Below are 16,587 nucleotides of genomic sequence, written 5' to 3'. Positions count from 1 at the left end.
GACCGGATTCACCGTCTGCTCCGTCAATCGCTGGCATACGAAATGGCAGCCGTGGCAATGTGTTGTATTGCGGGGCGTGGGCTGTTGGGTATCGCAGCCCCGATCGGGGCAAGCAACAGATGTACGGAATGATGGTCAGCAGGGGGATAGTGGAGGCACCTTGGCGATCCGATCAGCTATTCCCGCCCGGCACGTTGCAACCTCGCTGCCTGCGTCGCAGATACAACAGAACCGACGATGCCCTACGCCGAAACGTGCTGAGTCTCGACGCGTTTGGGCACTTACTAACCAGTGCATAAATAAGCGAACATAAATCGACGCCATGGTCTAAGCTTTAAGGGGTTTAGGGAGAGGCGAGATGCGAGAGGACGACGGCCGGCAGCTTTCACATGCAACGCTGGAAGAGATCCGCATTCGGGCGGTCAAGCGTGTCGAAGCTGGCGAGTCGCCGGAGGACGTGATCCGCACGCTGGGATTCTCAAGAGCACGTATTTACGAGTGGTTGGCGGCCTGGCGCGAAGGGGGCATCGAGGCGTTACGAGCGAAGGCAATCCCTGGTCGACCGATGAAGCTGCCGTCCGAGGCTATTCGCTTCGTCTATCAGACGGTCACAACGAAGGACCCCATGCAGATGAAGTTTGAGTTTGCATTGTGGACGCGAGACATGGTGCGGGAGTTGATTCGCGATCATTTCAACGTCAGGCTCTCCGAGGTGTCTGTCGGTCGACTGCTGCGCAAGCTCGGGCTTTCACCCCAGCGGCCGCTGGCGCGTGCTTACCAACGCGACCCTGAACTGGTCGAGTCATGGATGCGGAACGAATACCCGGCCATTGTCGGGCAGGCCAAACGCTGCGGGGCACGGATATTCTTCGTCGACGAATCGACGGTGCGATCGGACTATCACAGCGGCACGACCTGGGCACCGGTCGGTCAAACACCGGTAGTCGAAGTCACTGGCGCGCGCTTCAAGGTGAACCTGATCTCAGCGATCAGCCCGCGTGGTCAACTTCGTTTCATGTGTTTCGAAGGCAGCTTCACGATCCCCGTGTACGTCGACTTCGTCAAACGGCTGATGCTCACCGCTAATGCGCCTGTCTTCCTGATTGCCGATGGTCATCCGGTACATCGTTGCAAAGCGATCCGGCAGCTTGCCGCAGAATCAGATGGGCGCCTTTGTCTGTTCTTCCTTCCTGCTTACTCGCCAGATCTGAACCCGGACGAGTTGGTATGGGGTTATCTCAAACATCACAAGATCGGCAAGCTTGCCATCAAAGGTCCGGGGCATCTCAAGCAGCGTGTTCGAGCGGTTCTGCGCTCGCTGCAGAAGATTCCGGCCTTGGTCCGATCCATGTTTCAACATCCGTCAGTCCGCTACGCGGCTTGACCCATGTTCGGTTACTTTGTTTCGGCTTAGTAAGTAGCCCGCGAAAAGGTTGACGACTTTCTTGAGATGTTGGCGGAGTGGACGGGACTCGAACCCGCGACCCCCGGCGTGACAGGCCGGTATTCTAACCAACTGAACTACCACTCCATTTCGAACTAACCTTAGCATGTCTGCCCGCGTTTTTCCAGCGAGAACCTTGCTCAAAAAGCACGAATCCGGATTGCGTCGCTACATGGAAGATGATCCCAACAAATGTCAATATGACCAGCATTACTAATCGTGCCAACGAGTAGCATGACCAGGGCCATCGCACGAACGGCCGTTAACGATCAAGGACTTACAGAATCAGCTTGTAAACAAGGCCTGACGAGGATTACTGTAACTGTTGCCTTTTGCACAGCGAAACGATGCACAACGATGTCCTGAGTATTGAAGAGGCCTTTGGTAATCTGAAAGGCCCGCGCAGCCGCACGCCAGCCCATGATCTGAGCGAGATGCTGATGGTTGCGTTATGCGCGATTCTCGCCGGGGCGGAGAGCTGGATAGGGATCGAGCTGTGGAGCGAAGCAAAGCTGGAGTGGCTGCGCCGCCATACCCCACTGAGAAATGGGATTCCTTCGCGCGACACGTTCGGCCGGGTGTTTGCCGCGCTCGATCCGAAGCACAGGTCCGCACTGCGGAAAAGGATAACGAGATCACGGCGTTTCCCGAACTGCTCGATACCTTGCTGCTCAAGGGCGCGATTGTCACGATCGATGCGATGGGCTGCCAGCGCTCCATCGCCGAGCGTATCGTGAAGGCAGGCGCTGACTACGTGCTGGCATGCAAGGGCAACCAGGGCACGATGCTGGGCCGGGTACAGACGGCATTCGAGCCCATGGAGTGTGTTCCGCTCGCCTTTGCGGACTACAACAGCGAGCACCGTGAAGTCGAAAAAGGTCATGGCCGCATCGAGACGCGCCGGTGCGTCGCCAGCGACATCCTGACCCGCTGGCAGTTCGAGCCTGACCTGTGGCCGGGTCTGCGTTCGATCGTGACGGTCGAGTCCACTCGCGAGATCGGCGACACGGTCACAACAACAGAGCGCCGCTATTACGTCTCCAGCCTGCCGCCTGGCGCGGCACGTATCGCGCATGCTGTACGTGCCCACTGGGGTATCGAAAATGGCATGCACTGGTGTCTCGACATGGCTTTCGGCGAGGACCAGTGCCGCGTGCGCGTAGACGACGCCGCGCAGAACTTCGCGATCCTCAGGCGCATTGCCCTGAACCTGCTGAGGCAGGATCGCCACCAAAGCAGGGTTGAAAAATCGCCGCATGCTCGCCTGCGCAAACGACCGCTATCTGGCCCAACTCCTTGGCTGGCAGGACATCTAGCGATTTAACCTTTAATGCGATGGCCCTGGTAGCATGACTGCACGAATGTTTGTGCGACCCACACCTTCTTTTATCCTGGCCCCGCGCGATGCAATAAACCGGCGAGAGCGGCCTGCGTGCAGGTTTATGGCGGCTGCGGCATCAGGAATACACGGATGAAGAAGCTGTGCAGCGCGCCGACGATGAAGGCCTTGAACTTCAAGTGGATCAAGTGTATTAGCCTGGACTGCACCTGACGGGTAGTCGGGCGAGTAAAGGAAGAAGGCGATTTAGTGAGGGATCAGTTTCTCCCTGGCGAGCCCGAGCGAATCGAGGAAGGTTCGCATGGGTGTCTTGCCATAGCACCATCGTCCCTGATGTTCGCGCTCATTGTTGCAACCGGTCGCTCGACCGGCCAGCGCGTTTTTCCCGACCACTGCCGTGGGGTGAGCCGATTTTTTCAAGCATCGGGTGATGCCACGCTCTCTCAAGCGTTGCCGATGAGGTACGGAACTGTAGCCTCGGTCGCCCCGAACAATTTGCGGCTTATGAAGGGGACGCCCTCGCTCGCCTCTGACGTGCGGAATTACCTCATTCAGAGCATCAAGTTGGGTGATGTTGTGTCAGTTTGTTGCGTTCAGGATACCCACGAGCGGAATGCCTTGCGCCTAGACGATGGGGGACGCTGCCGGGCTTGCGCCGGTCCGTGGGATTCGGGGCGTTTTTTTCCCGCCATCATGGCGCGAATCGACGAACTGTCCCCAAACGCTCGCGACAAATCGATTTCGCCGCGACGACGCCCCAAAAAACGATGATTTTCGCTTCAATCGCCATTTACATCGAGGCACGCCAAAGACTGTGTGTTTTTCAGCAAGGGCTTCTGTACAGCCCCACCGTGACTAAGTGAATGGGCGGCACGGGCACCGGTTTTCCGGACGATTCGCCCAGTTTGCCGGGCATCGAAATTAGGACTGGTCTTGCGTTATTTTGGGCAATTCATTTGCAGTCACATTTCCTTGAGTCATCAAAAAAATAGAATGTAATCAAGGCGAAGGAAAGAGGTGGTTGCCCCGATACGCGGCAGAAAATCTGACTTGTTAGATGCTGGCGCGCTCCGGGCAGCGCAACTGAACCAACTGTCCCGTTTCTGGCGAGATCTGGCAAGGCAAATGCAGATACACGATCCCAGAATGATTCGCATAACTGATTGATTATCCTTTTACATTCAAGCGAGAGTGACATCATGAACAAGTCATATAAAAGTGTATGGAATGAAGCGTTGGGAACCTGGATTGCGGCATCCGAGCTTGCGTCCGCACGAGGTAAGGCGAGTCGGTCGGTGGTGCTCAAGGGTATTGCGGCGGTAGCGCTCATCGCGGCGGCACAGGCTGGTCACGCGAGTACTATCGGGGTGGGGACAGGCGGTGCGCCAGGAGGATCTGCTAGCTGTGACACCAATAATTCTGCTACGGTCGGCGTTGGACCTAACGGTATCAGCTACGGAGGTACGGCCCTGGTCGACGGTAACGGAAACTGGTCGACGGTGGCCGGCTGTGGGGCTAATGCCAACAATGTCACGGGTGCCACGGTGTACGGGGCCAATACGACCGTGACTGGTGACTATGGTACGGCTGTGGGTCTGGGCAGCATCGCCGGGAACCTGGCGACTGCCGTAGGCGTCCAGGCGCGGGCGTCCGGCACAAGCAGCAGTGCGCTTGGCTTCAACGCTGTTGCGGCAGGGAGCGACTCCGTTGCATTGGGCGTGAACGCCAGTGCAAGCGCAGAGAACTCGGTGGCGCTGGGCGCGGGTTCGACCACGACAGCTGACCTGAGTGCCGCGCCCTATAACCCGGCAGGTTCGCGAGCGCTGGTAGGGGTAGCGAAGGGCGAAGTGTCGGTGGGTTCGCCAGGCAATCAACGTCGCGTGACGAACGTTGCCGCCGGTTCGGCGTCCACGGATGCGGTGAACGTCAGCCAGTTGAAAAACGAAGCGGGGAAATCGAACAACATTGGCACGAGTGCAGCGGCAGCGATAGGTGGTGGGACAACCTATGATCCATTGACAGGCTCGATCAGCCAGCCGAACTATAGCGTCGGCGGCGTGACGGTCAACAACGTGGGTGACGCGGTGAGCAACCTCGATGACCGGGTGACGGACAATACGAAGGACATCGCAAAGAACGCGACTAGAATTGAAGACGTCCAGAACCAGATCAGCAGCGGCTCGCTCGGTCTGGTGCAGCAGGACGCGACCACGCGTGAAATCACGGTCGGCACGAATACGGACGGCACGGTGATGAACGTGGCGGGCACGGCGGGCAACCGCACGGTAACGGGTGTGGCAGCGGGCGCGGTGAACGCCTCGAGCGTGGACGCGATCAACGGCGGCCAGCTGTATGCGAATGCGGACAGCGTGTCCAAAGCGCTGGGCGGTGGTTCGATGGTGAACGCCGACGGCTCGATCAGCCAGCCGAACTATAGCGTTGGCGGCACGACGGTCCACAGCGTCGGTGAGGCGGTCAGCAACCTCGATGACCGGGTGACGGACAACACGAAGGAAATCACGAATCTCCAAGGCAAGCTCGGCGATGTCGGGACCCAACTGCCGGGCGCGGTGCAGTACGACCGCAACGCAGATGGTTCGATGAACTTCGGTTCAGTCACGCTGGGCGGGAGCCTGAGCGCAGGGCCTGTAGTCCTGTCGAATGTGGCGAACGGTGTGAACCAGTACGACGCGGTGAACTACGGCCAGCTGTCGACGTTGCAGAACCAGGTGACGGATATCCGCGGCCAGGTGTCGAGCCTCAACGCCCAGATGTCGGACCTTCCGTCCTCAACGACCCTGGGCAGCAGCGATAGTGCCGTGGTCAATGCAGAAATGCCGGGTACAGGCGCGGCAAGCACGGCCGTCGGTGCAGGTGGGGTAGCCTCTGGCAACCTCGCCACGGCGATCGGCGCGAACGCCAATGCAGCAGGGGATAACGCCCTCGCAGTCGGCGCCAACGCAGCGGCGACGGGCGCGAACTCGACGGCCATCGGTACGGGTTCACAGGCAACCCACAGCAACTCGGTTGCGCTGGGCCAAGGTTCGGTGACTGACCGCGACAACTCGGTGTCGGTCGGTTCGGCCACCCAGCCGCGTCAGATCACCCATGTCGCAGCGGGTACGGCGGATACGGATGCGGTCAACGTGGGCCAGATGAACAGTTCGGTGGCGCAAGGCGTGCAGCAGGCGAACAGCTACACCGACCAGCGCTTCAGCCAGACCAACCAGGCGATCAACGATGTAGCCAAAAACGCCTACGCCGGTATCGCTGCGGCGATGGCCATGCCGAACATGACGCCGTCCGGCCCGGGACGCACGATTGTCGCGGCCGGTGGGGCGACCTACAAGGGCGGCAGTGCTGCAGCAGTGGGCGCAACGTACCGCTCCAGAAACAACAAGTGGCTCGTCAACTCCGCTGTGTCGGTTGCTTCGACGGGTGACGTTGGTGTGCGTGCCCAGGTGGGCTACGAGTTCTGATCAGGAGTCACGAAACGCGAATCAGGAAGCACGGAGTTGTAGAAGGGTGATGTTGCACGGTCTTGCCGGTTAAGGCGGACCGTGCTTTTTTACGTTGCCGGTTTTGGTAGGGAGCAGGCGGTAATCAGATCAAGTCAGGATAGTGGCACTCAACTGGCTATCGAAAGCATCAATCATGTCCTGCGCCGCCCCGACACCCTCCTTCGATATCGCGACTTCCATTTGAGCGCACTGCTCTGCAAGCGTGCGGTATCCAAACACATTTAGCGCGCCCCGCAACGAATGCAACTCGGCGAGTATCCGGGCCGCGTCGCCGGCATCGTACGCGGCATGGATCGCCGCCAGCGCCTCTTCGCACGATTTCAGGAATGTAGCCCGCACGTGGGCTGGCATTGCACGGCCGCCCAGCATCCCATCACGTTTCCTTTCCTGTTCCTGTTCCTCCGCCTGCACCGCCACACCCGGCACGCCGGTCACCTCCGACAGCGTTGCCGACAGCTCGTCCAGCTGCAGCGGCTTGGCCACGACCCGCATTACCCCGGCCGCCTCGCAACGCGCTCGCTCCTCCTGCGTCACGCTCGCCGTCGCCACCACGATCGGCATTTCTGGCCAGCGTGCCTGTGCCTCTCGCACGAGCCCATAACCGTCCAGCACCGGCATCGCCAGATCGGTCACCAGCACATCGAAGCGCTCCCGTGAGAGACGTTCCAGCGCCTGCAGCCCGTCTTCCGCCACCTGCGGCTCACACCCGAGCATCTTCAACTGCTCGCTGAACAGTTCCCGGTTCACCGCGTTGTCTTCCGCCACCAGCACCTTCAGCCGGCGCGACAATACCCGCTGTGTCTCTTTGCCCTCCTCCAGCGACATGCCCTGCAAGGTATGGCGTAGCGCCGCCGCCAGCCCTTTCAGACCATAGCTTGAGACCTTCACCGCCCATCCCGTCGCTACGGGATACGCCGGTCCTTCCGCGCTGCAGTCAATCATCCAGGACGACGCTTCCAGCAGACGACGGACGTCGTCCGCATGCCAGGTGTCGTGCTCGCCGCAGACAATCAGGGTATCCGCCTCCTCCAGCGTCTCCAGATCGAGTTGCGCAGGATGACGATACGCCTGCACCTTCAGCCCCCAGGCCTCCAGTGCCGGCACCGCATACGCGTGCCAGGTGTCCGCCGCCGCGACGAACAGCACCTGCTCGCCCTCGAAGTGCGGCATATCCAGCCCAGGCTCGCCGTGACAGTCGCCCAGCGGCACCCGCACCGTAAAGAGGCTGCCCTCGCCGGGCACGCTGTGCACTGCGATCGTCCCTCCCATCGCATCCGTCAGCCGCGCGCATAATGCCAGCCCCAGACCGGTGCCACCGAAGCGACGGTTGATCGTCGTATCCGCCTGGCTGAACGCGCGGAACAGCATCGCCTGCTGCTCCGGCGATATCCCGATCCCGCTGTCTTCAACTTCGATCACAAGCTCTGGCTGATTATCACTGCCCGCTTCCGCCGACAGTCTCAATGTCACCTCTCCGTGCCCGGAAAACTTGATGGCGTTCGACAGCAAATTGTTCATCACCTGTCCAAGCCTCATCGGATCGCCCTGCATTGGTTGAGTGGTCGATGTGCCAAATTCGCCCGACAACCTCACGCCCTTCGCCCGCGCCACCGGCCCGAACATCGTCAGAGTCCGCGAGGCTACCTCCTGCGCGTCGAACACGATCCGCTCGAGCGTCATCTCACCGGCCTCGATCTTCGAGAAATCCAGCACGTCGCTCACGATTGCAAGCAGTCCGTCCGATGAACCCCGGATCGTTTTCAACCGGTCACGCTGCAGCGCATCGAGCTGCGAGTGCGACAGCAGCTCGAGATTCCCCAGGATCGCGTTGAGCGGTGTGCGGATCTCATGGCTCATCGCCGCCAGGAAAGCGGATTTCGCGGCATTGGCCGAGTCCGCCGCCTGCTTTGCTTCACGCAGTTGCCGATTGAGGCGCTTTTCCACCGTCACGTCCGTGAACGCCGTCACCAGCACGTCCTCGCCCTGGTAGCGCGCCGGCACGACACTCACCGAGAGATCCATCGTCCCACCCTCGCGTGTCGGCAGCGACCACGCCTCGTGCGCCATGCTGTTTGTACCGGTTACACCGCTTACATCTGCGCGTTGCCGGTGACGGTGAACCAGTTCTGCCGAAAGTGTCCGTGCCGCCGGCAGGACCACCCGCGCCGCGGCCTCGATCATCGTCGGACTGCGCAACAACGGCTTACCGCTCTCCACGGCAATCAGCCCCAGCCCTACCGGTGCCGTCTCGATCAGCGCGCGGCTCAGGTGCTCGCTCTCGAACACGCGTCGAGAGCGCTCAAGAACAGGCAGGAACACGCGCCGGTTGAACAGTAGAATCAGCGACCACACCACGAGGAGGATCACTCCAGTCGTCGCGGCCGACGTTCCAATCTGACCAGTCAGTGCCCGGGCAATCGAGCGCCACGACTGCACAAACACGAGCGTTGCGCCAGTCTCGCCGATTGGCCAGCCAAACAGCATGTGGCCATCGCGAAAGATCCTGCCTGTCGGCTCGACAATTCCTGCGACACCTAAAGCACGCGCGGTATCTGACGCCTTCGGGTCGACCGGTTGACGCGAAAATGAAGTGATAACCTGTCCATTGCGCGCGAAGAGCATAAGAGAGCCGTCAAGCCCACTCTCCCCTAGAGCGGCAGTGATAATGGTGACCGGTAACTCGTAAACAGCGACGGCGAACGGCTTCCGCTCCTTGTCAAACAGGGTCGCTGCAACTCGAACTGATCGCCTGCCGCTTAACGGACTATCGTAGGGAGGGAGCCACCGAAATGCACGCCCCCCGGTGCGGGGATCGAGCAAGGGCACGTCTCGCGGAACAAGGAGATTGCCGCCAGGTCCCGCGAGTGCAGAAAAAAAAGCAGCACGATCGGCAAGCAACGTCGCCATCTGGGCATCGTCAGGCGATGGTACCAGGATGAGCAGTGGACGGTCAGGCCTGTACAACCAGAATGTCAACAGGCCCCCGTTTCGTTCGGAAGCTGCCGTCGCCGCCTGACTTATCTGTTTAGCAAGCCGAATGTACCGGGTTGCCAACAAATCGGGAGGCGTTGCAGACGAGGCACCCACCACGAGCACCGGCAGATGATCTGGGGCCTGCTGAAGACGAAGCATCTGGCCATTGCCTGTGAACTGTTCGATAAGGCGTGGCTCGGCCTGTTCGCCGGCCCTCCAGGCGACCTCGATGAGCCGTACGCCGTTTTGCATAAGCACGACGTTGCGCGAGTTAAGGTCGGTGAGCCGGTTCACGCCGGACATCAGTTCTTGATGCTCGAGCGCAACATAGGTACGTACAGTGGCCACCGTGTTCAGGACAAACGCAACCAGCACCACCGCCGTTACCACTGCCCCGCCGCCGAACATCAACAAATGCTGATAGCGGCGAAAGCGGTCCAATACATTGCGTTGTGCGTATGGAGTCATAGGTGCCAGCGGAGTTGACGCTTTCGCCGGGTGCCCCCTCGAAGGAAAGTTCACGTGGCAGGTAACAACCTGATTATCCACCGCGCGGCGCAACAGCGAAACGCTTCTTTACACGCGTGTTGACGGCCTGTCCCCAAGCACCGAAGAAAATCGTTACCGAGCTGTTACGCATTTACCTGACCGCGAAAGCAGAACTCGCCGCGCTGGCGAGCGTGAAGCACATCAACTGCTGCGCTGTTCGCTTTATCGCCAATAGTTCGCCGCGCAATGCGTGGCGTTTTTCATAGGCGTCGCCCAAGGTCCGGCCGTTAAGCTTTGAATGGTGGCATCGCCTGCCAATCTTCCGCCGCGTGAACGCTAATGTGACAACGCCGCCGTTCTTTTCCCCGGTCGGGACTGCGATTGCCCCACAGCCCTTACCCAGCAGGGCGCCGACGCCGGGACCGGATTGACGAACTCTGCTACACCTCTCGACGAGGTCAATCCTTCAGCGTGAGCGACAATACCCTCACGACCAGTTCCTGATAGCTGATACCAACCGCGCGAGCAGCCTTCGGCAACAGCGAGTGATCGGTCATTCCTGGTGATGTGTTCACTTCGAGGAAGTACGGCTTGCCCTCGCCATCCATCATGAAGTCGACACGCCCCCAGTCCCAGCAACCGAGCACGTCAAACGCGCGGCGCGCGAGTTGCTTCAGGCGCATCTCTTCCTGGGATGCCAGTCCGCATGGAATCAGGTACTGCGTCGAATCGTGAACGTACTTCGCGTCATAGTCGTAGAATTCGCCCGCTGGCACAATTTGGATGACCGGCAGATCGAGGTCGCCCGCAATGCACGCAGTGTATTCACCGCCACCTTCGATACTCTTCTCGACCAGCACGATAGCGTCGAACTTTGCTGCTTCCGCGATCGCTGAGGGTAGCGCCTCGGCCGCTTTTACCTTGATCACGGCGACGCTTGAGCCTTCGCTCGCCGCCTTCACAAATAGCGGCAACCCGAGTTGCGCGACGATCTCCTGCGCACGCGCATCGTAATCGTCGCCGCGCATCACGGCCTCGAACGGCGGCGTCGGAATACCCAGTTGCTGCCACACAAGTTTCGCGCGGAACTTGTCCAGCCCGAGCGCCGAACCAAGCACGCCGCTGCCCGTATATCGGATCCCATAAAAATCGAGCGCGCCCTGAATCTGCCCATTTTCGCCGTAGCCGCCGTGCAGCACGTTGAACGCACGCACAAAGCCCTCGTCCTTTAACGCTGACAACGGCCGCGTGGATGGATCGAAGGGGTGTGCGTCGACGCCTGCATCGCGCAGTCTCTGCAACACGAGACAACCAGAATTGAGCGACACGTCACGCTCGGCGGACACTCCACCAAACAACACTGCCACCTTGCCGAATCGCTTCGGATCGATACTGTCCATCGAACTCCCTATTTATGCGCAAGGCACCTTTATCTTCTCGTCCGCTAATCGAGACTTTGACCAGCGAGGCCGGTATCTGGGGGGTACCCCTAACGCGCGACGAAAGACATAGCCCCCTGCTCGAACCCACGACCATCGTTTCGCGATCATCCCATCGCAAGCAATTTCTGCACGAGCCCGGTTTCGAAGCGTCATACAGCCAAATCGGAACGGAAATTGAGGCGGCAACTTTCAACCACAAGTCTCACTGTCGAAGCCAAGGACGCAGCGAATAACAAGCGACCAGCCGTGAACAAGTTTAGGAAAAATACCGTCAGGTGTCCATCGACAGTGGATGCCGTTCCGGGCTAACGCAACGACGGAAACAACTACCCAAACGAAAGCGCGCGGTCTGTCCGATCGGCTGCCGCAGGCTGACGGCGACAACGACACAACGAGCTTTCGGACCACTACGAATCGGCTGCAAGGGTCGCTTGACGGCATCAACGTCAGCCCCCCACGCCCGGCCCGATTTGCTGACCAATGCTCCTCACCATGACAACGCCAGTCAGTGCTCCCTGGAGGTCGCACCTTTTCGTGGCTTACTTAACCTGCGACAGGTCAAGTTCTGCAAGCGCCATGTGGATTTCCTTCGCTGATTTCCCTTGAGCAAAAAGCGTTGCAGCGCGTTTCGCGTGTCCGGCGAGCAGGTGATGTTGCGGCCCGGGAGCATGGGCGTAGATGTGATGCGGCTTGAAGCCGGCGGCACGCAGACGGCGGACATAATACAGCTGGCTGTAAAAGGGAACCACACGATCCTCCGGATCAGAAATCACATAGATTTCCGGTCGTGGATCCCGGCGAATGCGCCCGATTTCGTCCACAGGATCGTAATAGCTCCGGGCATCGTAAAGCAGTCGACCGGGGATTTCCCGCTTGTATTCCCAGTACGCCGCGACCTGTTTGGCGGAAACAAGGGCAGAAGAAACCACCGATGCCGCGACGTCTGCGCGTCTGTTCAGGAGCGCAGCGGCGATCTGGCCTCCTGCGGAATGTCCGGTCAGAATGAATGATGCAATGTTGTAACGCTCCTTGAGCATGTCCAGTGCGCGATCCATCAGTTCGATCTCGCGATGCGTGCGGCGCATGTTATGGTCGCCAGAGGAGCCATAGATACCCGGCCGGGCAAGATAGAGCGTGGGACGGCCGGAATCAGCGGACCATTTAGCCATATCTTTCCCAATCTCCATGGGCGAAACAGACAGGTAGGATTGTGTAACGTACCTGACTCCCTTCGTCGTTCTCAGCATGACATCCCCGCTGAAATAAACCAGCACAGTGGGGCTTTCGCTGCCGGACAATCCATGCGCGTAGTATCGAATGCAATCTCCCTTGCCGTTGACTTCGACCCACAGGCTATCGGGCACTCTCGCGCAGTGTTCCGGTGAACTGAATGAACCGTTCAGGGCTTGTGCGGCATCGAATGGCTCGCTTCCCACAGGGATATTAAGCTCCCCGGGCCGTGGAGTCTCAAACGGCCCCAGTGTGGGTCGGTCCGCCAGACTGGGTTCGGTAACGCCCAAAACGCCAAAGACAACGAACAGGAAGCGCCGGAGTCTCCAGCGCAGAAGGTGCGATAAACGCCGACAATGTCGGCCAAACCATTTCATAAATAAGGTTCCGTGAGGTTATGCAGAAAAGACAGAAATGATCAACGATGGCCATGCGCGCGGGCAACGAACTCGCCTGCACCAGACGCAGGCGAGCACCTTGGGTAGTACGGCTGATTTGGCATTCGGGTCCCGTGCTGCGCGCTGACTACCCCGCGCGGCTTACCGCCATCGGGGGTGAGCGCTGGAAGCTTTCGGGTCGTTCAGGCACGCCTGAAGACCCATTGCTCGCAGGGCCAGAGGTCAATGCTACTTTTGCGCGCCAGCCCTCAGCCACGCTACGACCTCATGGAGACGCGTACTGTTCGAGCCCTTGAGCAGCACTACGTCCTTGTCGACAAGCTCTTCTTGAAGTGCAAGCTTCAATTCGTCAAGCGAATTCGTGTAGCGCCCATGGCGTGCAGCCGGCAACCGTTCCCAGAAGTCGGTATAGAGCTTGCCCATGACATAGACGCGATCGATCCCGCAACGCTCGACCACTGCAGCCAGGTCGGCATGAAGCAGCGACGCCTGGGGACCGAGTTCCGCCATCTCGCCCAGCACAGCGACTCGTCTGGCTGCATTCTTCATGTCCCGCAAATGTTCCAGAGCGGCCTGCATCGAGCCGGGATTGGCATTGTAGGCATGGTCGACAATGGTCACGTGCCGTCCGTCGAGCGTCAGCTCAAACTCCTCGCCGCGGCCGGACAGGGCAGCAAAGCGTGCGATCCGTTCGAGCGCAGGTTCGAACGGATAGTTGAGCGCCGAGACAGCGGCAAGTACTGCCAAGCTGTTCAACGCCATGTGCAAGCCCGCGGCCCCGATCGGATAGGTGATATCGCGCCCTCTAATACGCGCATCGACCCGCTGCCCCGACGCGTCATGATCCACGAGTTGAAACTCGCTCTCGGCAGTCGTGCCGTAAGTAAAGATTTTCAGATCCCGTTCGATTGCCGCCTGGTAGACGGTATCCCATTCCAGCATGTCACGATTGAGCACCACGACACTTCCCGCAGACATGCCAAGAAAAAGCATGCTTTTGGTCCGGGCAATATCAGTGATTGTGCTGTTTTTTCCGAGGTGAGCAGGCTGGATGTTAGTGAAAATGCCGACGTCCGGGCGGGCAATGGCCGCGCTCTGTCTCATTTTGCCCACGGCAACTTCCAGGACGACATGAGGTGTGTCCCACTTGATTGACGCAAGATTCCAGCTCACACCTTGGGGAAGGTTTGCGTTGAACGCGCTCGCCGCTGTCGGACCGTAAGCATTGAGGGCGTCAGCCAGCATGGCCACGAGCGTGGTCTTGCCAGCGCTTCCGGTCACCGCCAGGACAGTGCCGCTCATCTGGCTGCGTGCATAGGCTCCCATCGCAAGAATTGCCGTGGCCGTATCTGCGACGTGCAGGACCGGCAAATCGGCAAGTTGAGCCTGCACATCAGAATGGCTCGAGATAACACCCGCCGGGCGCGGCTGCATCTGTCGAATGACAGGAACAGGGATCCCCCGGCTTACCTCACCGGTTCGGGCAACCACGACGTTTCCAGGCTGCATGGCAGGCGCGTAAATGCAAAGGCCGCTCGCCGTCCACCCCAATGGCGGCTGCTTGAGCCACGTCCCCTGCGTGGCCGCCTCGATCAGGGAGGCGTTCCATTCCCGCGCCAGCGTTGAGGATACTGAATGCCGCTGCGACTCCAGATAGTTCAGATAGGCGACAAAACCCGATAGATAGTGCTCGACATCGTCAATGCGGACCCGGAAGGCATGGTGGCGAATGAAGAAGCTGCCGGTGATCCTGCCCGGATTGGCAAAGTACATGGCAAGTTCCGGCCAGAAATGGCCATCTAACAGGCGCTGCGCCCGTGCATGCAGGGCATGGAAGAACTTATCCAGATCGACCTCGGCAAGCAGGTGCTCCAGGCCGGGCTGCTGCTGCATGCGGCTAATCATCTGCTCGGCAGCCGTCATCAATTCAAGCAGGGTTGGAAACGTCGTCACCCTTTCAGCCACGAAATCAAGATAGGTGGCGAAGTTCTGGATTCCAAATTTGTAATACGCTTCCAGTGGCCTGTGACGGGTCAGTTCGTTCACACAATAGCTGAGCCAGTGGTCATGCGCCTTCCAGTGTTTTGCCTCGATGAAATGGCCGAACGCCTTTTCTACTGCTGCGAGCCACCTCGCATCGCCGGTCAGACCATAGAGGCGCATCAGGCCGAAGGCCGCTTCGCCATCGTAATAGATGATCCGGAATGCCTGCTTAACCGACAGATCTGGATAGTTCAGCACATGGTTGAATTTGCCGGTGTCCGCATCCTGCATGAAGAGGATGCCTGTTGCGAGCTGTTCTAGCAGAGTCAGATATTCGTCTGAGCCGGTCAGCTGGCTGTATTTGACCAGCGCCAGAAGGCACACGCCGTTGCCACCCAGTTTGACTTCGCCCTGCCGGTCAACCAGAAACGCCGCGCGGGCACCGGACGGCAATTCCGCCGGCATGATGAGTTCATTGACGAGATAATGCAGCGCTGCGTCGATTGCTGTCTTGAGGTCGTTGTCCTGGGTCACTTCCCAGGCTTCGAGCATCGCATAGATCGAACTTGCATGACGCAGGGTGTTGTAAGTGCCGATTTCGCGATCGAAACAGGGATGCCAGCCATAGTGGAAGCGCCCGCCAGGCTGTACCTGGCCGGCCAGATAACGGCTGCCGGATGCGACGAGCGCCCTGACGTCTGCCGGCTGGAGATGTTCGATGATGCGACGGCCCGCGTTCAGACCCGTCCCGTGCAGAAGGTGTACCTCCGGCGCTTGCAGGCTTGCGAACGCCCCGCGGGTCGAGAACACATTAACGTTTTGCTGATCCTCGAAATTCACGCTAGCAAGCTGGTGCCGAATGGCGGCATACCGTTCGAAGTTCTTTGTGTTCACAACCGCATGCGTCTGTGCCGGGCCGCCATACAGCATGGCATTGCCATTCAGTTCGGTCTCCAGAAAGGCATGCCTGAAATTACTGTCCAGCGACAGGCCGCAACGAAAATAACTGCGCCGGGTCTGTTCGAGGCGGCCCCGCAGTGCCTCCCAGGTCATGCCTTCAACGCTGGTAACCCAGTCCACCCGAAGCCACTGGACGACCAGTCCGGCCGCGCCGGCAGCCTGCGTCACCTGCTCCATGCCTGCGTCCCAGGCCTCGGCAAATGTCGCCGCCGTTGCGGTCACGACGTCGGCCCGCCGCTGCCCGTCGCTCCATGAAAAGAACAGGACAAAGGGTGGCCAGGACGCCGCAAGGGGATTGACCTGCGGTTCAACGACGGAGCGCAATCGCGCGAACAATGCGGCGAAGCCTGTGGGGTTGGGATGCGCGTGCTCAGACGGGGTAGATGTCATGTGGTTTTACCCTTGGGTAGAGGCAGCCAGCATGCCTGCGGCCAGATACCTGGCGACGATGTCTCGTCTGGCCGCAGCCATTAAAATCTTACCGAACACGATTTCGCCCTTCAGTATATACATTTGTTGTTCGAGATTTTTGCAGGGGCACGATCCGCGTGGATCGAAAGACTAATGCTCTGCACTCTGGCAAATTCTCCAGCCGCCAGGATCTGCATTTCAGCATCGCGAACCCTGAATCAACCGCAACTAATCCGTTGGAGCCTGGAGATCTGACTGCACCTGACAGTTCCCTTCATTTTGAAGATTCGTGTCTATCGGCGTTGTTCCGGTAGCCGCGAGCGCTCGCTGCCACTGTTTGATGAACTCACGTTTGCTCGATCGGGACGCAAACACGAACTCATTGAGCTTCCCGTTA

6 protein-coding genes, 1 tRNA gene and 2 pseudogenes are annotated in these 16,587 nt (G+C 59.5%); 3 read left to right on the top strand and 6 right to left on the bottom strand.

Features of this window, described 5'->3' with window-relative positions:
- Nucleotides 1–358: 358 nt before the first annotated feature.
- On the top strand, nt 359–1,384 hold the full coding sequence (locus HDG39_RS32260; protein ID WP_184012012.1) for an IS630 family transposase: 1,026 nt from the start codon (nt 359–361) through the stop codon (nt 1,382–1,384).
- 70 nt (nt 1,385–1,454) lie between these two features.
- Here the strand turns inward: HDG39_RS32260 and HDG39_RS32255 are convergent.
- Nucleotides 1,455–1,531: transfer RNA gene (locus HDG39_RS32255), tRNA-Asp, on the bottom strand.
- Nucleotides 1,532–1,791: 260 nt separating this feature from the next.
- Here HDG39_RS32255 and HDG39_RS32250 point away from each other — a divergent pair.
- A pseudogene (locus tag HDG39_RS32250) lies at nt 1,792–2,760 on the top strand (ISAs1 family transposase).
- A 373-nt stretch (nt 2,761–3,133) separates the two neighbouring features.
- Here the strand turns inward: HDG39_RS32250 and HDG39_RS32245 are convergent.
- A pseudogene (locus HDG39_RS32245) lies at nt 3,134–3,538 on the bottom strand (IS5/IS1182 family transposase); the annotation flags it as partial.
- A 444-nt stretch (nt 3,539–3,982) separates the two neighbouring features.
- On the opposite strand from HDG39_RS32245, the gene HDG39_RS32240 reads away from it, so the two are divergent.
- The gene (locus tag HDG39_RS32240; protein ID WP_184012010.1) at nt 3,983–6,262 is read left to right on the top strand and encodes an ESPR-type extended signal peptide-containing protein; all 2,280 of its coding nucleotides are present in this window, start codon (nt 3,983–3,985) and stop codon (nt 6,260–6,262) included.
- A gap of 129 nt (nt 6,263–6,391) precedes the next feature.
- Here HDG39_RS32240 and HDG39_RS32235 read toward each other — a convergent pair whose 3' ends face one another.
- The 4 genes from HDG39_RS32235 to HDG39_RS32220 form a co-directional block, all read right to left on the bottom strand.
- Nucleotides 6,392–9,718, bottom strand: a complete 3,327-nt coding sequence (locus HDG39_RS32235) for an ATP-binding protein (RefSeq protein ID WP_184012008.1) — start codon at nt 9,716–9,718, stop codon at nt 6,392–6,394.
- Between the two features lie 506 nt (nt 9,719–10,224).
- On the bottom strand, nt 10,225–11,166 hold the full coding sequence (locus tag HDG39_RS32230; protein ID WP_184012006.1) for a D-alanine--D-alanine ligase: 942 nt from the start codon (nt 11,164–11,166) through the stop codon (nt 10,225–10,227).
- A gap of 581 nt (nt 11,167–11,747) precedes the next feature.
- A complete protein-coding gene (locus HDG39_RS32225) occupies nt 11,748–12,815 on the bottom strand; it encodes an alpha/beta hydrolase family protein (protein WP_184012004.1) in 1,068 nt (355 codons plus the stop codon).
- 249 nt (nt 12,816–13,064) lie between these two features.
- Nucleotides 13,065–16,169, bottom strand: a complete 3,105-nt coding sequence (locus tag HDG39_RS32220) for a UDP-N-acetylmuramoyl-tripeptide--D-alanyl-D-alanine ligase (protein WP_184012002.1) — start codon at nt 16,167–16,169, stop codon at nt 13,065–13,067.
- Nucleotides 16,170–16,587: the final 418 nt, after the last annotated feature.

It is taken from the genome of Paraburkholderia lebeckiae (assembly GCF_014201005.1).
GTDB lineage: Bacteria > Pseudomonadota > Gammaproteobacteria > Burkholderiales > Burkholderiaceae > Paraburkholderia > Paraburkholderia tuberum.
The sequence above is the reverse complement of the archived record's forward strand: the minus strand, read 5'-3'. Positions and strand labels throughout refer to the sequence as shown.